General features: G+C 56.9%; 16 protein-coding genes and 3 tRNA genes. 18 read left to right on the top strand and 1 reads right to left on the bottom strand.

Features of this window, described 5'->3' with window-relative positions:
* The first annotated feature begins 178 nt into the window (after positions 1-178).
* From sucA to KOL70_RS01720, 18 genes are all read left to right on the top strand, one after another.
* Positions 179-2,986, top strand: coding sequence for a 2-oxoglutarate dehydrogenase E1 component (gene sucA, locus KOL70_RS01635; RefSeq protein WP_215480109.1), 2,808 nt, complete (start codon positions 179-181; stop codon positions 2,984-2,986).
* 15 nt (positions 2,987-3,001) lie between these two features.
* The gene (odhB, locus tag KOL70_RS01640) at positions 3,002-4,216 is read left to right on the top strand and encodes a 2-oxoglutarate dehydrogenase complex dihydrolipoyllysine-residue succinyltransferase (protein ID WP_021508536.1); all 1,215 of its coding nucleotides are present in this window, start codon (positions 3,002-3,004) and stop codon (positions 4,214-4,216) included.
* 70 nt (positions 4,217-4,286) lie between these two features.
* Entirely contained in the window at positions 4,287-5,453 is a 1,167-nt protein-coding gene (sucC, locus tag KOL70_RS01645) for an ADP-forming succinate--CoA ligase subunit beta (RefSeq protein ID WP_006118458.1), read from the top strand.
* Positions 5,453-6,328, top strand: a complete 876-nt coding sequence (sucD, locus tag KOL70_RS01650) for a succinate--CoA ligase subunit alpha (protein ID WP_021508535.1) — start codon at positions 5,453-5,455, stop codon at positions 6,326-6,328. Before sucC ends, sucD begins: the two co-directional genes overlap by 1 nt.
* A 676-nt stretch (positions 6,329-7,004) precedes the next feature.
* On the top strand, positions 7,005-8,576 hold the full coding sequence (gene cydA / locus KOL70_RS01655) for a cytochrome ubiquinol oxidase subunit I (RefSeq protein ID WP_215480110.1): 1,572 nt from the start codon (positions 7,005-7,007) through the stop codon (positions 8,574-8,576).
* Positions 8,577-8,587: 11 nt separating this feature from the next.
* Entirely contained in the window at positions 8,588-9,727 is a 1,140-nt protein-coding gene (cydB, locus tag KOL70_RS01660) for a cytochrome d ubiquinol oxidase subunit II (protein ID WP_021508533.1), read from the top strand.
* A gap of 15 nt (positions 9,728-9,742) precedes the next feature.
* Positions 9,743-9,856, top strand: coding sequence for a cytochrome bd-I oxidase subunit CydX (gene cydX / locus KOL70_RS01665; RefSeq protein WP_010615998.1), 114 nt, complete (start codon positions 9,743-9,745; stop codon positions 9,854-9,856).
* Positions 9,856-10,149, top strand: a complete 294-nt coding sequence (gene ybgE, locus KOL70_RS01670; RefSeq protein WP_215480111.1) for a cyd operon protein YbgE — start codon at positions 9,856-9,858, stop codon at positions 10,147-10,149. The genes cydX and ybgE overlap by 1 nt, the downstream gene beginning before the upstream one ends.
* Before the next feature lie 177 nt (positions 10,150-10,326).
* Positions 10,327-10,749 (top strand): tol-pal system-associated acyl-CoA thioesterase, encoded by a 423-nt coding sequence (ybgC, locus tag KOL70_RS01675; RefSeq protein ID WP_168714917.1) that lies wholly within the window; start codon positions 10,327-10,329, stop codon positions 10,747-10,749.
* The gene (gene tolQ / locus KOL70_RS01680; RefSeq protein WP_010616001.1) at positions 10,746-11,432 is read left to right on the top strand and encodes a Tol-Pal system protein TolQ; all 687 of its coding nucleotides are present in this window, start codon (positions 10,746-10,748) and stop codon (positions 11,430-11,432) included. The genes ybgC and tolQ overlap by 4 nt, the downstream gene beginning before the upstream one ends.
* A 13-nt stretch (positions 11,433-11,445) precedes the next feature.
* Entirely contained in the window at positions 11,446-11,874 is a 429-nt protein-coding gene (tolR, locus tag KOL70_RS01685; RefSeq protein WP_021508530.1) for a colicin uptake protein TolR, read from the top strand.
* A gap of 25 nt (positions 11,875-11,899) precedes the next feature.
* Positions 11,900-13,159 (top strand): cell envelope integrity protein TolA, encoded by a 1,260-nt coding sequence (gene tolA, locus KOL70_RS01690; protein WP_021508529.1) that lies wholly within the window; start codon positions 11,900-11,902, stop codon positions 13,157-13,159.
* Between the two features lie 116 nt (positions 13,160-13,275).
* A complete protein-coding gene (gene tolB / locus KOL70_RS01695; RefSeq protein WP_021508528.1) occupies positions 13,276-14,571 on the top strand; it encodes a Tol-Pal system beta propeller repeat protein TolB in 1,296 nt (431 codons plus the stop codon).
* Positions 14,572-14,635: 64 nt separating this feature from the next.
* On the top strand, positions 14,636-15,154 hold the full coding sequence (pal, locus tag KOL70_RS01700) for a peptidoglycan-associated lipoprotein Pal (RefSeq protein ID WP_021508527.1): 519 nt from the start codon (positions 14,636-14,638) through the stop codon (positions 15,152-15,154).
* 9 nt (positions 15,155-15,163) lie between these two features.
* Complete coding sequence (cpoB, locus tag KOL70_RS01705) at positions 15,164-15,955, top strand: cell division protein CpoB (RefSeq protein WP_058757869.1); 792 nt, start codon at positions 15,164-15,166, stop codon at positions 15,953-15,955.
* 166 nt (positions 15,956-16,121) lie between these two features.
* Positions 16,122-16,197 (top strand) — tRNA-Lys (locus KOL70_RS01710).
* 50 nt (positions 16,198-16,247) lie between these two features.
* Positions 16,248-16,323 (top strand) — tRNA-Lys (locus tag KOL70_RS01715).
* Positions 16,324-16,355: 32 nt separating this feature from the next.
* Positions 16,356-16,431: transfer RNA gene (locus KOL70_RS01720), tRNA-Lys, on the top strand.
* 416 nt (positions 16,432-16,847) lie between these two features.
* Here the strand turns inward: KOL70_RS01720 and KOL70_RS01725 are convergent.
* Positions 16,848-18,308 carry an AlkA N-terminal domain-containing protein gene (locus KOL70_RS01725; protein WP_215480927.1) on the bottom strand — a complete coding sequence of 487 codons (1,461 nt, stop codon included), beginning with the start codon at positions 18,306-18,308 and terminating at the stop codon, positions 16,848-16,850.
* Between the last annotated feature and the right edge of the window lie 101 nt (positions 18,309-18,409).

Raw genomic sequence — 18,409 nt, forward strand, 5'->3', positions numbered from 1 at the left:
GTTCCCGATCGTTTACGGAAGCCTCTATAAGCGCGGTACTGACCACGCTTATAAAGGTTCCCTTACGGGCCAGGCGCCGGTTGCGCACAGGTTCGTATCGCTGAACTCACTACGGCAAGCCGCGTAAGCGGCAACAAATGAAACCTCAAAAAAGCAGATTAATGCTTAAGGGATCACAATGCAGAACAGCGCGATGAAACCCTGGCTGGACTCCTCCTGGCTGGCCGGCGCGAACCAGTCCTACATAGAGCAACTCTATGAGGATTTCCTGACCGATCCTGACTCTGTTGATGAAGTGTGGCGCTCGATGTTCCAGCAGCTGCCGGGCACCGGCGTGAAACCTGAGCAGTTTCACTCCACGACGCGTGAATATTTCCGCCGCCTGGCGAAAGACGCCACCCGCTACACCTCCACAGTCACCGATCCGGCCGCTAATTCCAAACAGGTTAAAGTGCTGCAGCTGATTAATGCGTTCCGCTTCCGCGGCCATCAGCACGCTAACCTCGATCCGCTCGGCCTGTGGAAGCAGGAACGCGTGGCGGATCTCGATCCGGCCTTCCACGATCTGACCGACGCCGATTTTCAGGAAAGCTTTAACGTAGGCTCTTTCGCCATTGGCAAAGAGACCATGAAGCTGGCCGATCTTTATGCCGCACTGCAGCAGACCTACTGTGGTTCGATTGGTGCAGAGTACATGCACATCAACAACACCGAAGAGAAGCGCTGGATTCAGCAGCGTCTGGAATCGGTAGTAGGCCATGCGTCATTTAGCGCGGACGAGAAAAAAGGTTTCCTGAAAGAGCTGACGGCGGCAGAGGGCCTGGAAAAATACCTCGGCGCGAAATTCCCGGGTGCCAAACGCTTCTCGCTGGAAGGCGGCGATGCGCTGGTACCGATGCTGCGCGAAATGATTCGCCACGCCGGCAAGAGCGGCACGCGTGAAGTGGTGCTGGGCATGGCGCACCGCGGTCGTCTCAACGTGCTGATCAACGTGCTGGGTAAAAAACCGCAGGATCTGTTCGACGAGTTCTCCGGCAAGCACAAAGAGCACCTCGGTACCGGTGACGTGAAATACCACATGGGCTTCTCGTCAGACGTGGAAACCGAAGGCGGCCTGGTACACCTGGCGCTGGCGTTCAACCCGTCGCATCTGGAAATTGTAAGCCCGGTAGTCATGGGCTCGGTGCGTGCGCGTCTGGATCGTCTGGCGGAGCCGGGCAGCAACAAAGTCCTGCCGATCACCATTCACGGTGATGCCGCGGTTATTGGCCAGGGCGTGGTGCAGGAAACCCTGAACATGTCGCAGGCTCGCGGTTACGAAGTGGGCGGCACCGTACGCATCGTGATTAATAACCAGGTGGGCTTCACCACCTCGAATCCGAAAGATGCGCGTTCTACCCCGTACTGCACCGACATCGGCAAAATGGTGCTGGCACCGATCTTCCACGTCAACGCGGACGATCCGGAAGCGGTAGCGTTTGTTACCCGTCTGGCGCTGGATTATCGCAACACCTTCAAACGTGATGTGTTCATCGACCTGGTGTGCTACCGCCGTCACGGCCATAACGAAGCCGACGAGCCAAGCGCAACCCAGCCGCTGATGTATCAGAAAATCAAAAAGCATCCGACGCCGCGCAAAATCTACGCCGATCAGCTGGAAAGCGAAGGCGTGGCCACGCAGGAAGATGCCACCGAGCTGGTAAATCTGTACCGCGATGCGCTGGATGAAGGCGAGTGCGTGGTGCCGGAATGGCGTCCGATGAGCCTGCACTCGTTCACCTGGTCTCCGTACCTCAACCACGAATGGGATGAGAGCTACCCGGAAACCGTGGACACGAAACGTCTGCAGGAGCTGGCGCGCCGCATCAGCAGCATTCCGGAAGCGGTGGAAGTGCAGTCGCGCGTTGCCAAGATTTACAACGACCGCAAAGAGATGGCGGAAGGCAACAAGCTGTTCGACTGGGGCGGCGCGGAAAACCTCGCTTACGCCACGCTGGTGGACGAAGGCATTCCGGTGCGCCTGTCGGGTGAAGACTCCGGCCGCGGTACCTTCTTCCACCGTCACGCGGTGATTCACAACCAGCAGAACGGTTCGACTTACACCCCGCTGCACCATATCCATAACGGTCAGGGTCAGTTCAAGGTTTGGGATTCGGTGCTGTCGGAAGAAGCGGTACTGGCGTTCGAATACGGTTACGCCACCGCCGAGCCGCGCGTGCTGACCATCTGGGAAGCGCAGTTCGGTGACTTCGCCAACGGCGCTCAGGTGGTGATCGATCAGTTCATCAGCTCCGGCGAGCAGAAATGGGGCCGCATGTGTGGTCTGGTGATGCTGCTGCCGCACGGCTACGAAGGGCAGGGTCCGGAGCACTCCTCCGCGCGCCTTGAGCGCTATCTGCAGCTGTGTGCTGAGCAGAACATGCAGGTCTGCGTGCCATCAACGCCAGCACAGGTGTACCACATGCTGCGTCGTCAGGCGCTGCGCGGTATGCGCCGTCCGCTGATCGTGATGTCGCCGAAGTCGCTGCTGCGTCATCCGCTGGCGGTGTCCAGCCTTGATGAACTGGCCAACGGTAGCTTCCAGCCGGCGATTGGTGAGATCGACGACCTCGATCCGCAGCAGGTGAAACGCGTGGTGCTGTGCTCCGGTAAAGTTTATTACGATCTGCTGGAACAGCGTCGTAAGAACGAGCAGACCGATGTCGCCATCGTGCGTATCGAACAGCTCTATCCGTTCCCGCACAAAGCGGTGCAGGAAGCGCTGAAGAATTACGCCCATGTTCAGGATTTCGTCTGGTGTCAGGAAGAGCCACTGAACCAGGGCGCATGGTATTGCAGTCAGCATCATTTCCGCGAAGTGGTTCCATTTGGTGCGTCACTGCGTTACGCAGGCCGTCCGGCTTCTGCTTCACCGGCCGTGGGCTATATGTCCGTACATCAACAACAGCAGCAAGACCTGGTCAATGACGCGCTGAACCTTGGTTAATTAAAAGGAAAGAAAATGAGTAGCGTAGAAATTCTCGTTCCCGATTTGCCTGAATCCGTAGCGGACGCCACGGTAGCCACCTGGCATAAAAAACCCGGCGACTCTGTGACCCGCGACGAAGTGCTGGTCGAGATCGAAACTGACAAAGTGGTACTGGAAGTGCCTGCCGCCGCTGACGGTGTGCTGGAAGCGGTGCTGGAAGACGAAGGCGCCACCGTAACGTCGCGCCAGATTCTGGGCCGTCTGAAGGAAGGCAACAGCGGCGGGAAAGAGACCACGGCGAAAGTGGAAAGCAAGGAGTCTACGCCTGCACAGCGTCAGACTGCATCTCTGGAAGAAGAGAGCAATGACGCGCTCAGCCCGGCCGTGCGCCGCCTGATTGCGGAAAACAACCTCGACGCCAGCCAGATTAAAGGCACCGGTGTTGGCGGCCGTCTGACGCGCGAAGATGTGGAAAAACATCTGGCGAAGAAAGCCGACGGCGCGAAAGCGGCACCGGCAGCCGATGCGGCTCCGCAGGCAGTCGCCAACCGCAGCGAGAAGCGTGTGCCAATGACCCGTCTGCGCAAGCGCGTGGCCGAGCGTCTGCTGGAAGCGAAAAACAGCACCGCAATGCTGACCACCTTCAACGAAGTCAACATGAAGCCGATCATGGATCTGCGCAAGCAGTACGGCGATGCCTTCGAGAAGCGTCACGGCGTGCGTCTGGGCTTTATGTCCTTCTACATCAAAGCGGTGGTCGAAGCGCTGAAACGCTTCCCGGAAGTGAACGCGTCGATCGACGGCGACGATGTGGTGTACCACAACTATTTCGATGTCAGCATCGCAGTCTCGACGCCGCGTGGTCTGGTGACGCCAGTGCTGAAAGACGTTGATGCGCTGAGCATGGCCGACATCGAGAAGAAAATTAAAGAGCTGGCGGTGAAAGGCCGTGACGGCAAGCTGACGGTGGAAGAACTGACCGGCGGTAACTTCACCATCACCAACGGTGGTGTGTTCGGTTCGCTGATGTCTACGCCGATCATTAACCCGCCGCAGAGCGCGATTCTGGGGATGCACGCCATCAAAGATCGCCCAATGGCGGTGAATGGTCAGGTGGTGGTGCTGCCAATGATGTATCTGGCGCTCTCCTACGATCACCGTCTGATCGATGGTCGTGAATCTGTCGGCTATCTGGTCGCGGTGAAAGAGCTGCTGGAAGATCCGGCGCGTCTGCTGCTGGATGTCTGATTTTCGCCGGGCGCGCTGGCACGAGGCGCGCCCAAATTAACCCTGTTTAGATCTGAATGGATAGAACATCATGAACTTACACGAATACCAGGCGAAGCAGCTGTTTGCACGGTATGGTATGCCAGCTCCGACTGGCTACGCCTGCACCACGCCACGTGAAGCCGAAGAAGCCGCCTCGAAAATTGGCGCGGGTCCGTGGGTGGTGAAATGTCAGGTTCATGCCGGTGGCCGCGGTAAAGCGGGCGGTGTGAAGGTGGTTAACAGTAAAGAAGACATTCGTGCTTTCGCTGAAAACTGGCTGGGCAAACGTCTGGTGACCTACCAGACTGACGCCAATGGCCAGCCGGTAAACCAAATCCTGGTTGAAGCGGCGACCGACATCGATCAGGAGCTGTATCTGGGTGCGGTGGTTGACCGTGCTACCCGTCGCGTGATCTTCATGGCGTCAACCGAAGGCGGCGTGGAAATCGAGAAAGTGGCGGAAGAAACCCCGCACCTGATCCACAAAATGGCGCTGGATCCGCTGACCGGCCCGCAGCCATACCAGGGCCGCGAGCTGGCATTCAAACTGGGCCTGACCGGTAAGCAAGTCAGCCAGTTCACCAAAATCTTCATGGGTCTGGCGACCATGTTCCTGGAGCGCGACCTGGCGATGGTTGAGATCAACCCGCTGGTGATCACCAAACAGGGCGACCTGATCTGTCTGGATGGCAAATTGGGTGCCGATGGCAATGCCCTGTTCCGTCAGCCTGAGCTGCGTGAAATGCGCGACCCAAGCCAGGAAGATCCCCGTGAAGCCCACGCGACGCAGTGGGAGCTGAACTACGTCGCGCTGGAAGGCAACATTGGCTGTATGGTCAACGGCGCCGGTCTGGCGATGGGCACCATGGACATCGTGAAACACCACGGTGGTCAGCCTGCAAACTTCCTTGATGTTGGCGGCGGCGCAACCAAAGAGCGCGTTACCGAAGCCTTCAAAATCATCCTGTCTGACGATGCTGTGAAAGCGGTATTCGTTAACATCTTCGGCGGCATCGTGCGCTGCGATCTGATCGCAGACGGCATCATCGGTGCTGTGGCTGAAGTGGGTGTCAACGTACCGGTCGTGGTACGTCTGGAAGGTAACAACGCCGAGCTGGGCGCGAAGAAACTGGCGGACAGCGGTCTTAACATCATTGCAGCAACCAGCCTGACAGACGCAGCACAGCGTGTTGTCGCTGCTGCGGAGGGTAAATAATGTCCATTCTGATCGACAAAAACACCAAAGTCATTTGCCAGGGTTTCACCGGTGGCCAGGGAACGTTCCACTCTGAGCAGGCGCTGGCCTATGGTACGCAGCTGGTTGGCGGTGTGACGCCAGGTAAAGGCGGCACCACCCATCTCGGTCTGCCGGTGTTTAACACCGTGCGTGAAGCAGTAGAAGCCACGGGCGCCACCGCTACCGTAATCTACGTGCCGGCACCGTTCTGCAAAGACGGTATCCTGGAAGCGATCGACGCGGGCATCAAACTGATCATCACCATCACCGAAGGTATCCCGACGCTGGATATGCTGACGGTGAAAGTGAAGCTGGACGAAGCAGGCGTGCGCATGATCGGCCCGAACTGCCCGGGTGTGATCACCCCAGGCGAATGTAAGATCGGTATCATGCCGGGCCACATTCACCAGCCAGGCCGCGTCGGTATCGTGTCACGTTCCGGTACGCTGACCTATGAAGCGGTTAAGCAGACCACCGACATCGGCTACGGCCAGTCCACCTGTGTGGGCATCGGCGGTGACCCGATCCCAGGCTCCAACTTCATCGACATCCTGAAAATGTTCCAGGACGATCCGCAGACCGAAGCGATCGTGATGATCGGTGAGATCGGCGGCAGCGCTGAAGAAGAGGCCGCGGCGTTCATCAAAGAGCACGTGACCAAGCCAGTCGTCGGCTATATCGCCGGCGTAACGGCGCCGAAGGGCAAGCGTATGGGCCACGCCGGCGCCATCATTGCCGGTGGTAAAGGCACCGCCGATGAGAAATTTGCTGCGCTGGAAGCGGCCGGTGTGAAAACCGTTCGCAGCCTGGCCGATATCGGCGACGCGGTGAAAGCGGTACTTCCAGCGAAATAAGATTTTGCTGCTGAAAGAACAAAGCCACCTGCGGGTGGCTTTTTTTATGGCTGTAATGCGCGGCCATTAGCCGTCCTCACACATTTGCAGTAAAAACGTAACGGCAACATTTTCTGCGGCTATGCTTACTTTGTCGTTGAGTAAAGAAGGGCAAAGAGGCGTGCTATTTCCCGTCAGCGTCCAGGCATCTGGCTGGCACAGAGGTTAAATAATTACGGGAAAGGTAATTGTTTTCTTAATTGCGCTATCGATTTATGACAACTAATTAACAACAACTCTAACACTACATATCTGGAAAATTATTGTCTTAATCCAGATCAATAAAAGGCGATATATAGCAAACTTTACCGCTGGCTAAAAGCAACCCAACCGGTATAAATTGCGCTGCATCAATTCAGTCTTTTTCATCATTTTTCAGGAGTTTGTGCCAGGCGTTGTCATATCAATTCTGTCGCCTCCTCATCTTACTCCTGCTTGAAACAGGCTGAAGCGATCGGTTTTTCGGGGAATTTTTACCACTGTTACTCGCTCACTTCGGGCCGCAGTACGCATTGTGCTGTCGGTAACAAAACTGGAATCAATAATCAGTCGTTCCTGACCTTATTCTGCATCGCACTGCCCGCTGTTTGTGGTTGTTATTCGCAGGATGAGTTCATGCGAGGAGCAAGGAGTCATCATGTTAGATATTGTCGAGCTGTCGCGTTTACAGTTTGCCCTGACGGCGATGTACCATTTCCTGTTCGTGCCATTAACGCTGGGTATGGCGTTTTTACTGGCGATCATGGAAACGGTCTATGTCCTGTCGGGAAAACAGATTTATAAAGATATGACCAAATTCTGGGGCAAGTTGTTTGGTATCAACTTTGCGCTGGGTGTGGCCACCGGCCTGACCATGGAATTTCAGTTCGGTACCAACTGGTCTTATTACTCCCACTACGTCGGCGATATCTTCGGTGCGCCGCTGGCCATCGAAGGCCTGATGGCGTTCTTCCTTGAATCCACCTTTGTCGGCCTGTTCTTCTTCGGCTGGGATCGCCTCGGTAAAGTGCAGCACCTGGCGGTGACCTGGCTGGTGGCACTCGGCTCGAACATGTCCGCGCTGTGGATCCTGGTGGCGAACGGCTGGATGCAGAACCCGATCGCCTCCGAATTCAATTTCGAAACCATGCGTATGGAGATGGTGAGCTTCTCCGAGCTGGTGCTGAACCCGGTGGCGCAGGTGAAATTTGTGCATACCGTGGCCGCGGGTTACACCACCGGTGCGATGTTCATTCTGGGCATCAGCGCCTGGTATCTGCTGAAAGGGCGCGACATCGCGTTTGCCAAACGCTCCTTTGCGATCGCTGCCAGCTTCGGTATGGCTGCCGTGCTGTCGGTCATCGTGCTGGGTGACGAATCCGGCTATGAAATGGGCGACGTGCAGAAAACCAAGCTGGCCGCCATCGAAGCCGAATGGGAAACCCAGCCGGCGCCGGCGGCCTTTACGCTGTTTGGCGTGCCGGATCAGGCGACGCAAGAGAACAAGTACGCCATCCAGATCCCGTATCTGCTCGGCCTGATCGCCACCCGTTCTGTCGATACGCCGGTCACCGGCCTGAAAGATCTGCTGGCGCAGCATGAAGTGCGCATCCGTAACGGTATGAAAGCCTATGCGCTGCTGAACGAGCTGCGTGCCGGCAGTAAAGATCCGGCGGTGCGCAGTGAGTTTGAGATGCATAAACAGGATCTCGGCTACGGTCTGCTGCTCAAGCGTTATACCCCGGACGTGGCGAACGCCACGGAAGCGCAAATCCAGCAGGCAACGCAGGATTCCATTCCGCGCGTGGCACCGCTCTATTTTGCCTTCCGCATCATGGTGCTGTGTGGCGTGCTGCTGCTGGGCATCATTGCGCTGTCGTTCTGGAGTGTGATTCGTAACCGCATCGGTAAGAATCGCTGGCTGCTGAAAGCGGCGCTGTACGGTATTCCACTGCCGTGGATTGCCGTCGAAGCTGGCTGGTTTGTCGCTGAATATGGCCGCCAGCCGTGGGCGATTGGTGAGGTGCTGCCAACCGCCGTGGCCAACTCGTCGCTGACCGTCGGCGATCTGCTGTTCTCGATGATCCTGATCTGCGGCCTGTATACCGTGTTCCTGGTGGCGGAAATGTATCTGATGCTCAAATTTGCCCGCCTTGGTCCAAGCAGCCTGAAAACCGGCCGCTATCACCATGAAACAGTGCAGGCTGTGACTCAACCGGCGCGCGGATAAGGAGAGCGACCATGTTTGACTATGAAGTGTTGCGTTTTGTCTGGTGGCTGCTGATTGGCATTCTGCTGATCGGTTTTGCCGTCACCGACGGCTTCGATATGGGCGTGGGAATGCTGACCCGCATCCTCGGTCGCACCGATACCGAGCGTCGCATCATGATTAACAGCATCGCGCCGCACTGGGACGGTAACCAGGTCTGGCTGATCACTGCCGGCGGGGCGCTGTTCGCCGCCTGGCCAATGGTTTATGCCGCCGCGTTCTCCGGTTTCTACGTGGCGATGATTCTGGTGCTGGCCTCACTGTTCTTCCGTCCGGTCGGCTTTGATTACCGGTCGAAGATTGAAGATATGCGCTGGCGCGGTGCCTGGGACTGGGGCATCTTCATTGGCAGTTTTGTGCCGCCGCTGGTGATTGGCGTGGCGTTCGGTAACCTGCTGCAGGGCGTGCCGTTCCATGCTGATGAGTACCTGCGCCTGTTCTACACCGGTAATTTCTTCCAGCTGCTTAATCCGTTTGGCCTGCTGGCTGGAGTGATCAGCGTCGCGATGATTCTGGCCCAGGGTGCGACTTACCTGCAGATGCGCACCAGCGGCGAACTGCACCTGCGTTCCCGCACGGCGGCGCAAATCAGCGCGCTGGTGATGCTGGTGGGCTTTGTACTGGCTGGCGTGTGGGTGAAGTACGGCATTGATGGCTATGTGCTGAAAAGCGCAATCGATCATCACGCGGCGTCTAACCCGCTGGGTAAAGACGTGGTGCGTGAAGCCGGGGCCTGGCTGGTCAATTTTGAACAGATGCCGGTGCTGTGGTTGTTCCCGCTGCTCGGCGCGCTGCTGCCGCTGCTGACGATCCTGTGTTCGCGCATGGAGAAGGGCGCATGGGCGTTTATCTTCTCTTCGCTGACGCTGGCGTGCGTCATTATGACGGCGGGCATTGCGCTGTTCCCGTTCATCATGCCATCCAGCACCGTGCCAGGCACCAGCCTGACCATGTGGGACGCGACCTCCAGCCTGCTGACGCTGCAGATCATGACCGTGGCAGCCATCATCTTTGTGCCGATTATTCTGGCTTACACCAGCTGGTGCTACTACAAGATGTATGGCCGCATCACCAAAGAACACATTGAGCGCAATACGCACTCCCTGTACTGATTGAGGAGATTAAGCATGTGGTATTTTGCCTGGATTCTTGGCACCTTGCTGGCCTGTGCGTTTGGCGTGGTCACGGCACTGGCGATCGAGCATGTGGAAGAGGGCGGCGCGCAGGACGACAAGCTCTGATGCGCAGCCTGATACAGACGCTGTATCGTCTGATGGATAAGGGCCCGCTGCGGGCCCTTTCACTGATTCTGGCGCTGTGGCTGGCCGGATGCGTCATCTGGCAGCCGGCGCGCTTTGCCGCACACACCAGTGAGCTCGCTGTCTGGCACGGATTATTGTTAATCTGGGCGGTGTGCAGCGGCGTGATTCACGGCACGGGTTTCCGGCCACAGCGAGCCCGCTGGCAGGCGCTGTTTGCCCCGCTGACGGCGCTGATCGTGCTGGCGCTGGGAATTTACTGGTTCTACCATTAAGTTCTGTCTCAGCCCGCAAGGGCTGTTTTACCGCTGCTGACGTGAGTTTTTGTCAGCGGTTGGTCAGGAAATCTCCCAAAAATCCTTCCAGTTGTTAACGTCTGATAATTATTTTCTCCTGGCTCTGGCGGACCATTCCCAAGCCGATCTCACTTGCGTATAGTAGCAACGTTTAAAATGAGACCGGGATGTAGAGTGAGTACAACGCTGTTTCGCTGGCCGGTTCGGGTCTATTACGAAGACACTGACGCCGGTGGTGTGGTTTACCACGCCAGCTATCTTGCTTTTTATGAACGAGCACGTACCGAGATGTTGCGCCAGCACCATTTCAATCAACAGGCCCTGTTGGAAGAGCAGGTGGCTTTTGTGGTACGGCGCATGACGGTGGACTTTATTGCCGCGGCACGTCTCGACGACCTTCTGGAGATCCAGAGCGAAGTGACAGCAATGACGCGCGCAACCATGACGTTCTCGCAGCGTATCGTGAATGCTGAAGGCAAAGTGCTCAATGAAGCAGACGTCCTGATTGCCTGCATCAACCCACATCTAATGAAGCCGATTGCGCTTCCCAAGTCTATTGTCGCGGAGTTCAAGCAGTGACTGACATGAACGTTCTTGATTTGTTCCTGAAGGCAAGCCTTCTGGTCAAACTTATCATGTTGATTTTGATCGGCTTTTCTATTGCCTCCTGGGCAATCATCATTCAGCGCACCCGCATTCTTAACGCGGCGGGGCGTGAGGCCGAGGCGTTCGAGGACAAGTTCTGGTCCGGTATCGAGCTGTCGCGTCTCTATCAGGAGAGCCAGGCGCGCCGTGACGAGCTGAGCGGGTCCGAACAGATTTTCTATTCTGGCTTCAAAGAGTTTGCCCGCCTGCACCGCGCTAACAGCCATGCGCCGGAAGCGGTGGTCGAAGGGGCCGGTCGCGCCATGCGCATCTCGATGAACCGTGAACTGGAAGCGCTGGAAAATCACATCCCATTCCTTGGCACCGTCGGTTCCATCAGCCCGTATATCGGTCTGTTTGGTACGGTGTGGGGGATCATGCATGCCTTTATCGCACTGGGTGCGGTGAAACAGGCCACACTGCAAATGGTCGCGCCCGGTATCGCCGAAGCGCTGATCGCCACCGCAATCGGTCTGTTCGCGGCTATTCCTGCCGTTATGGCGTATAACCGTCTGAACCAGCGCGTGAACAAGCTGGAGCAGGGCTACGACAACTTTATGGAAGAGTTCACGGCCATCCTGCATCGTCAGGCTTTCTCTACCGACAACAGCAAGTAAGTCGAGGTTAACGATGGCCAGAACCCGTGGTCGCGGGCGTCGCGACCTTAAGTCGGAAATCAACATTGTTCCGCTGCTGGACGTGCTGCTGGTGTTGCTGCTCATCTTTATGGCAACCGCGCCGATTATTACGCAGAGCGTGGAAGTGGACCTGCCGGACGCAACCGATTCGAAAACCGTTTCCAGCGACGATAATCCGCCGGTGATCGTGGAAGTGGCCGGGGTAGGGCAGTACAGCCTGGTGGTGGATCACGATCGTATGACGCAGCTGCCGCCGGAGCAGGTGGTGAGCGAAGCGCAGCGCCGTATTGAAGCCAATCCGAAGACGGTCTTCCTGATTGGTGGGGCGAAAGATGTGCCTTACGACGAAATCATCAAGGCGCTGAACCTGTTGCATCAGGCTGGCGTGAAATCCGTCGGTTTGATGACACAGCCGATTTAACGCGAACCGTTTTTGGGAACCGAGAGTGTCGAAGGCAACCGAGCAGAACGAGAAGTTAAAACGCGCGATAATCATTTCGGTGATTCTGCACATCGTGCTGATCGCCCTGCTGATTTGGAGCTCGTTTAACGAACATATCGAAGCCAGCGGCGGCGGTGGCGGCAGTGATATCGACGCGGTGATGGTCGATCCTGGTGCGGTGGTTGAGCAGTATAACCGTCAGCAGAATCAGCAGAGTGACAGTCAGCGCGCCGAGCAGCAGCGCCAGAAGCAGGCACAGCAGCAGGCGGAAGAGTTGCAGCAGAAGCAGGCCGCTGAACAGCAGCGGCTGAAAGAGCTGGAAAAAGAGCGTCTGCAGGCGCAGCAGGAAGCCAAAGAGCAGGCGAAGCAGCAGGCAGAGCAGCAGAAGGCGGCAGAAGCAGCAGCGAAGCAGGCGCAGGAGCAGCAGAAAGCCGCAGAAGCGGCCGCAGCGAAAGCCAAAGCCGATGCCAAAGCGCAGGCCGATGCTCAGGCGAAGGCCGCAGCGGACGCGAAAGCCAAAGCGGAAGAGCAGGCGAAGCAGGCCGCAGCCGACGCGAAGAAGAAAGCGGAAGAGCAGGCCAAAGCCGCCGCAGCCGAAGCGGCGAAAGAGAAAGCCGCGCAGCAGGCGAAAGCCGCAGCTGAAGCGAAAGCCAAAGCGGAGGCAGAAGCCAAAGCTCAGGCCGCGGCAGATGCGAAAGCCAAAGCTGCACAGGAAGCCAAAGAGAAAGCTGCGGAAGCCGCGAAAGAGAAAGCGGCCGCCGAAGCCAAAGCGAAAGCTGAGGCAGCAGCCAAAGCCAAAGCGGATGCGGCGGCGAAAGCTAAAGCGGCCGCCGATGCGAAGAAGAAAGCGGCTGCCGAAGCGGCGAAGAACGAGAGCGATGTGGATGATCTGTTAGGCGGTCTCTCTTCCGGTAAGAATGCGCCGAAAAGCGGTGCCGCTTCCGGTGGTGGCGCGGCGGCAGGTCAGGGCAATCAGAAGAAGGCGGGTGCCTCAGGTGCTGAGGTCAATGCGTATCTGGGTCAGATCACCAGTGCGATTCAGAGCCGCTTCTATGATGCCGATCTGTATCGCGGTAAAAGCTGCGATCTGCGGATTAAACTGGCACCGGATGGTTTGCTGATTGACGTGAAAGCTGAAGGCGGCGATCCGGCGCTGTGTCAGGCGGCGATTACCGCAGCGAAGCAGGCACGCATTCCGAAGCCGCCTTCGCAGGCCGTATATGAAGTGTTTAAGAACGCACCGATGCGTTTCAAACCAGAATAATGCAGTAACGTACGGCAGGTTGAACTAAGGTTAGCTTGCCGTACTCTATGAGTACTCGTGTTTTTTCAGGAACTGTGCGAATTATCATGAACTCAGGTTCAGATAAGGGAGATAAGATGAAGCAGGCACTTCGTGTAACCTTAGGTTTTTTTGTACTGCTGTGGGCAGCGATGCTGCACGCGGAAGTACGCATTGAAATTACGCAGGGCGTGAACACCGCGCGCCCAATTGGTGTGGTGCCGTTCCAGTGGGCCGGTCCGGGCGCTGCACCTGAAGATATTGGTGGCATCGTCGCAGCAGACTTACGTAACAGCGGTAAATTCAACCCGCTGGATCGTTCTCGTCTGCCACAGCAGCCGACCAGCGCACAGGAAGTACAGCCTGCCGCGTGGAGCGCACTGGGTATTGATGCCGTGGTAGTCGGGCAGGTTACGCCGAACGCCGATGGCAGCTACCAGGTGGCTTATCAGCTGGTGGATACCGGTGGCGCACCGGGCACCGTGCTGGCGCAGAACTCCTACAAAGTCACCAAACAGTGGCTGCGCTATGCAGCGCATACCGCCAGCGATGAAGTGTTTGAGAAGCTGACCGGTATCAAAGGTGCGTTCCGTACCCGTATCGCCTATGTGGTGCAGACCAACGGCGGTCAGTTCCCGTACGAGCTGCGCGTGTCTGACTACGATGGTTACAACCAGTTTGTGGTACACCGTTCGCCGCAGCCGCTGATGTCACCGGCCTGGTCGCCAGACGGCAGCAAAGTGGCTTACGTGACCTTTGAAAGCGGTAAATCGGCGCTGGTGGTGCAGACGCTGGCCAACGGTGCTATCCGTCAGGTGGCTTCTTATCCGCGTCATAACGGTGCGCCGGCCTTCTCGCCGGACGGCTCTAAGCTGGCCTTCGCCCTGTCGAAAACCGGTAGCCTGAACCTGTACGTGATGGATCTGGCCTCTGGTCAGACGCGTCAGGTGACCGATGGCCGCTACAACAGCACCGAACCTACCTGGTTCCCGGACAGCCAGACGCTGGCTTACACTTCGGATCAGGCCGGTGCGCCACAGATTTACAAAGTTAACGTTAACGGCGGAACGCCACAGCGCATTACCTGGGAAGGAGCTCAGAACCAGGATGCGGATGTGTCATCTGACGGTAAAACGATGGTGATGATCAGCAGCGCCGGTGGCGCGCAGCACGTCGCCAAACAGGATCTGGAAACGGGAGCCGTTCAGACAATAACGGACACGTTCCTGGATGAGACGCCAAGTCTGGCTCCTAACGGCACGATGGTAATCTATAGCTCTACTCAGGGGATGGGTTCCGTGTTGCAGTTGGTTTCAACCGATGGGCGTTTCAAAGCGCGTCTTCCGGCAACTGATGGACAGGTCAAATTCCCTGCCTGGTCGCCGTATCTGTGATGCATCGCTCCCTCGCCTGGCGGGGGAGTAAAATGTATGGCAAACAAAATAATAGGATAAAGAAATGCAACTGAACAAAGTGCTGAAGGGTTTGATGCTGGCTCTGCCGGTTATCGCGGTAGCTGCATGTAGCTCTCACAAAAACAACAACAACGATCAGACCGGTATGGGTGCTGACGGTGCATACGGCGCTGGCGCTGGCCAGAACGGCAACATGTCTTCTGACGAGCAGGCGCGTCTGCAGATGCAGCAGCTGCAGCAGAACAACATCGTTTACTTCGGTCTGGACAAGTATGACGTGCAGTCTGAATACGCTCAGATGCTGGATCAGCACGCTGCTTTCCTGCGCAGCAACCCATCTTACAAAGTGACCATCGAAGGTCACGCGGATGAGCGCGGCACCCCAGAGTACAACATCGCCCTGGGCGAACGTCGTGCTAACGCCGTTAAAATGTACCTGCAGGGTAAAGGCGTGTCTGCTGACCAGATGTCTATCGTATCTTACGGTAAAGAGAAACCTGCTGTACTGGGCCACGACGAAGCGGCTTACGCTAAAAACCGTCGTGCCGTACTGGTTTACTAAGAGAATCACATGATTAGTAACTTCAGACTTCATCTGTTGAGTCTGTCGTTACTGGTTGGCGTAGCGGCCCCCTGGGCCGCTAATGCCCAGGCGTCAATCAGTAGCGTTGGCTCAGGCTCGGTCGAAGACCGTGTCACCACTCTTGAACGTATCTCCAATGCCCAGGCTCAGCTTCTGCAGCAGTTGCAGCAGCAGATGAGTGATAACCAAAGCGATATCGATTCGCTGCGCGGGCAGATCCAGCAGAACAGTTATCAGCTTAATCAGGTGATTGAGCGGCAGAAGCAGCTTTATCAGCAGATCGACAGTCTGAGCAGCAGTAATGGTGCACAGGCCAGCGGTGGTGCGGATGCAGCAGCCGGTGCCGCAGCGGGAAACGCTGATGCGGGGAGCAGCAATACGGCTGCCGCTGCACCCGCACAAACCGGCGATGCCAACACCGATTACAATGCTGCCGTCGCGCTGATTCTTGAGAAGAAACAGTACGACCAGGCGATTACTGCGCTGCAGGCGTGGGTGAAGAAGTATCCGGACTCCACCTATCAGCCGAATGCTAATTACTGGCTGGGTCAGTTGTTTTACAACAAAGGCAAAAAGGACGATGCGGCCTACTATTTTGCCACTGTAGTTAAAAACTACCCGAAATCGCCAAAAGCGGCGGAAGCGCTGTTTAAGGTTGGGGTGATCATGCAGGAGAAGAACGATACAGCGAAAGCGAAAGCGGTCTACCAGCAGGTGATCAAACAGTTCCCTAACTCTGAGTCTGCTAAGCAGGCACAAAAACGGCTAGCTGCGATGTAATTGCTGCAGTTAAGACCGGATTTCGTCTGATTTCTGGTCTTGCCGCATGAAAGGTAAGCAGTTGAGACATTTAGCGGAAAATAAGGGTTGCGCCCTCCCGCTAAATCAGTAATATATGCCGCCGTTGCCGGGACATATCTTAACAAGTATCGGCAGCACTGAAGATGGGTCGTTAGCTCAGTTGGTAGAGCAGTTGACTTTTAATCAATTGGTCGCAGGTTCGAATCCTGCACGACCCACCATCTCAACCATTCAGTTTTGATGTCACTTCAGTTTGCTTCACAACCTTGATGGGTCGTTAGCTCAGTTGGTAGAGCAGTTGACTTTTAATCAATTGGTCGCAGGTTCGAATCCTGCACGACCCACCATCAAGTCGAAAGTTGTAAGCCACTTCCCGAGCGGGTCGTTAGCTCAGTTGGTAGAGCAGTTGACTTTTAATCAATTGGTCGCAGGTTCGAATCCTGCACGACCCACCAGTTATGTAGAAAGGCGCCCTAAAGGCGCCTTTTTGCTTTTTTACGTTTTTTACAGTGTTAGATGGGTTGCTTTGAGATTGTGCACCGGCCAGATAAGGCGGGGCGGATCGCAAAGGAACCTCACATCCCTGTGGATCGGCCTCGCCATCCATGGCTCGGACGCTTCGCTCCTCCGCACCCGCCTTTTCTGGCTGTCAGGCATTTCAGCTGCTTTAGTTTTGCAGCGCTTTCAGCAAGGCGCAGAGAGTTAATATGAAGCCGAAGGGTACGGAGCGGTGGAGTAAAGCTTCCGGCGCATGGATGCGCCGGCAGAGCCTACAGGGATGTATTTACGGCGACTTTACGCAACCGCTCCGTACCTTTTGGCTGAAAGCACTATTACAGTTATTCTGGCAACCACATCATGCCAAATCTCACTACCGCTTTTCCAGCGTCAGGCTCTTCCAGATATGCAGCACCGCGTAACTGCGCCATGGACGCCACACCTGCGACATCTGCTCTGCGACCTTTGCGCTCACGCCGCCGAGATTATTGCGGATCGCAATGTCCTCTTTCGGGAAGGCATCCGGCCAGCGCAGGGCGCGCATGGCGATATAACTCGCTGTCCATGGCCCGACACCCTTCAGCGCCAGCAACTGCTGCTGCACCACGTCCGGATTAACCGCGCCATTGAAGCGCAGCGCTCCTGAGGCGCAGGCCCCGGCCAGTGCCTGGATCGCCTGCGCGCGGGCGCTCACAATGCCGAGGCTGGCGATATCATCGAGGGTGGCAGCAGCCAGTGATTCGGCCTCTGGCGGTAAGCGGGAGAGCGCAGGCCACGGTGTGGTGAGGGGTGCGCCAAAACGCTCCGCCACGCGACTGCTCAGCGTCGTCGCGGCTTTCACCGTCACCTGCTGGCCGAGGATGGCGCGGACCGCCAGTTCGAAGCCGTCAAACGCACCAGGAACGCGCAAACCCGGATAGCGCGCCAGACTCGCAGCTAATAGCGGATCCTGGCTGAGCTGCTCGCTGATGCGCTGTGGCTGGGCATCCAGATCAAAAAGATCGCGCAAGCGGCGCAGCAGGGCAGGCAGCACCGGCGTCAGCGTGGTGGTAAATTGCACCTTCAGCGCCTGCTTTTCCGGCAAATGGCTAATGCGCACCCAGCCACGACACTGACCGAGCGCCACAGTACGATGATAAACGCCCTCGCTGACCCACTCGACTTGCTTCATCACGCGCTGTTGCAGGAAATCGAGGATGGCGTCCCAGTCATAAGGAGGCCGGTAGCTGAGGCGCAGTTCGGCGCTCTCCTGCTCACCATTCAGGGCTTCCGTCTGAATCTGCTTACGCAGACGCGAAGGCGTCATGCGATAGCGAGCCTGAAACACGTCGTTAAAACGGCGCAGGCTGCGAAAACCGCTGGCATAGGCAATTTCGGTCACCGGCAATGCAGTTTCAGTCAGTAGCTGCTTCGCCAGCAGCATGCGCCGGGTTTGCCGCAGTTCAAGTGGCGACACGCCCAGCTCCTGCTGAATCACCCGTCTTAGCTGGCGTTCACTCAGGTCAAACTCGCTGGCGATCTCAGCCAGCGTCTCCTGTTCTTCCAGTAAGCCTTCTTCGATACGGCGAATCAGCCGGTCGGCGATGCGATGATGGCTATCGACCGGTGCCGAACCAGGTGCCAGCTCGGGACGACAGCGCAGGCAGGGGCGAAAGTGCGCCTTTTCAGCCGCTTCGGCACTGGTGAAAAACAGGCAGTTTTTCTGCATCGGCGCTTTCACCGGACAGATCGGACGGCAGTAAATACCGGTGGAGGTCACGCCGACAAAAAATACCCCGTCGAAACGGCTGTCGCGCGCCGTCAGCGCCTGATAGGCAATTTCAGGATCAAACATCATCGTCTCCGGCAAATAAACACCATCGTCGCGCAGGTGCGAATGGAAAACTGGCTGCTTTCGGACAGCTAACCAGTTTATGCTCATGGCCGAAAACAGCC

This window comes from Pantoea sp. B270 (genome assembly GCF_018726825.1).
Taxonomy (GTDB): Bacteria; Pseudomonadota; Gammaproteobacteria; order Enterobacterales; family Enterobacteriaceae; genus Pantoea; species Pantoea dispersa.

Coding starts and splice junctions, on each gene's coding strand:
- tolR (WP_021508530.1), top strand. CDS start 11,446: ATGGCCAGAACCCGTGGTCGCGGGCGTCGCGACCTTAAGTCGGAAATC.
- cpoB (WP_058757869.1), top strand. CDS start 15,164: ATGATTAGTAACTTCAGACTTCATCTGTTGAGTCTGTCGTTACTGGTT.
- ybgE (WP_215480111.1), top strand. CDS start 9,856: ATGCGCAGCCTGATACAGACGCTGTATCGTCTGATGGATAAGGGCCCG.
- sucC (WP_006118458.1), top strand. CDS start 4,287: ATGAACTTACACGAATACCAGGCGAAGCAGCTGTTTGCACGGTATGGT.
- KOL70_RS01725 (WP_215480927.1), bottom strand. CDS start 18,308: ATGTTTGATCCTGAAATTGCCTATCAGGCGCTGACGGCGCGCGACAGC.
- sucA (WP_215480109.1), top strand. CDS start 179: ATGCAGAACAGCGCGATGAAACCCTGGCTGGACTCCTCCTGGCTGGCC.
- sucD (WP_021508535.1), top strand. CDS start 5,453: ATGTCCATTCTGATCGACAAAAACACCAAAGTCATTTGCCAGGGTTTC.
- cydA (WP_215480110.1), top strand. CDS start 7,005: ATGTTAGATATTGTCGAGCTGTCGCGTTTACAGTTTGCCCTGACGGCG.
- odhB (WP_021508536.1), top strand. CDS start 3,002: ATGAGTAGCGTAGAAATTCTCGTTCCCGATTTGCCTGAATCCGTAGCG.
- cydB (WP_021508533.1), top strand. CDS start 8,588: ATGTTTGACTATGAAGTGTTGCGTTTTGTCTGGTGGCTGCTGATTGGC.
- cydX (WP_010615998.1), top strand. CDS start 9,743: ATGTGGTATTTTGCCTGGATTCTTGGCACCTTGCTGGCCTGTGCGTTT.
- ybgC (WP_168714917.1), top strand. CDS start 10,327: ATGAGACCGGGATGTAGAGTGAGTACAACGCTGTTTCGCTGGCCGGTT.
- pal (WP_021508527.1), top strand. CDS start 14,636: ATGCAACTGAACAAAGTGCTGAAGGGTTTGATGCTGGCTCTGCCGGTT.
- tolB (WP_021508528.1), top strand. CDS start 13,276: ATGAAGCAGGCACTTCGTGTAACCTTAGGTTTTTTTGTACTGCTGTGG.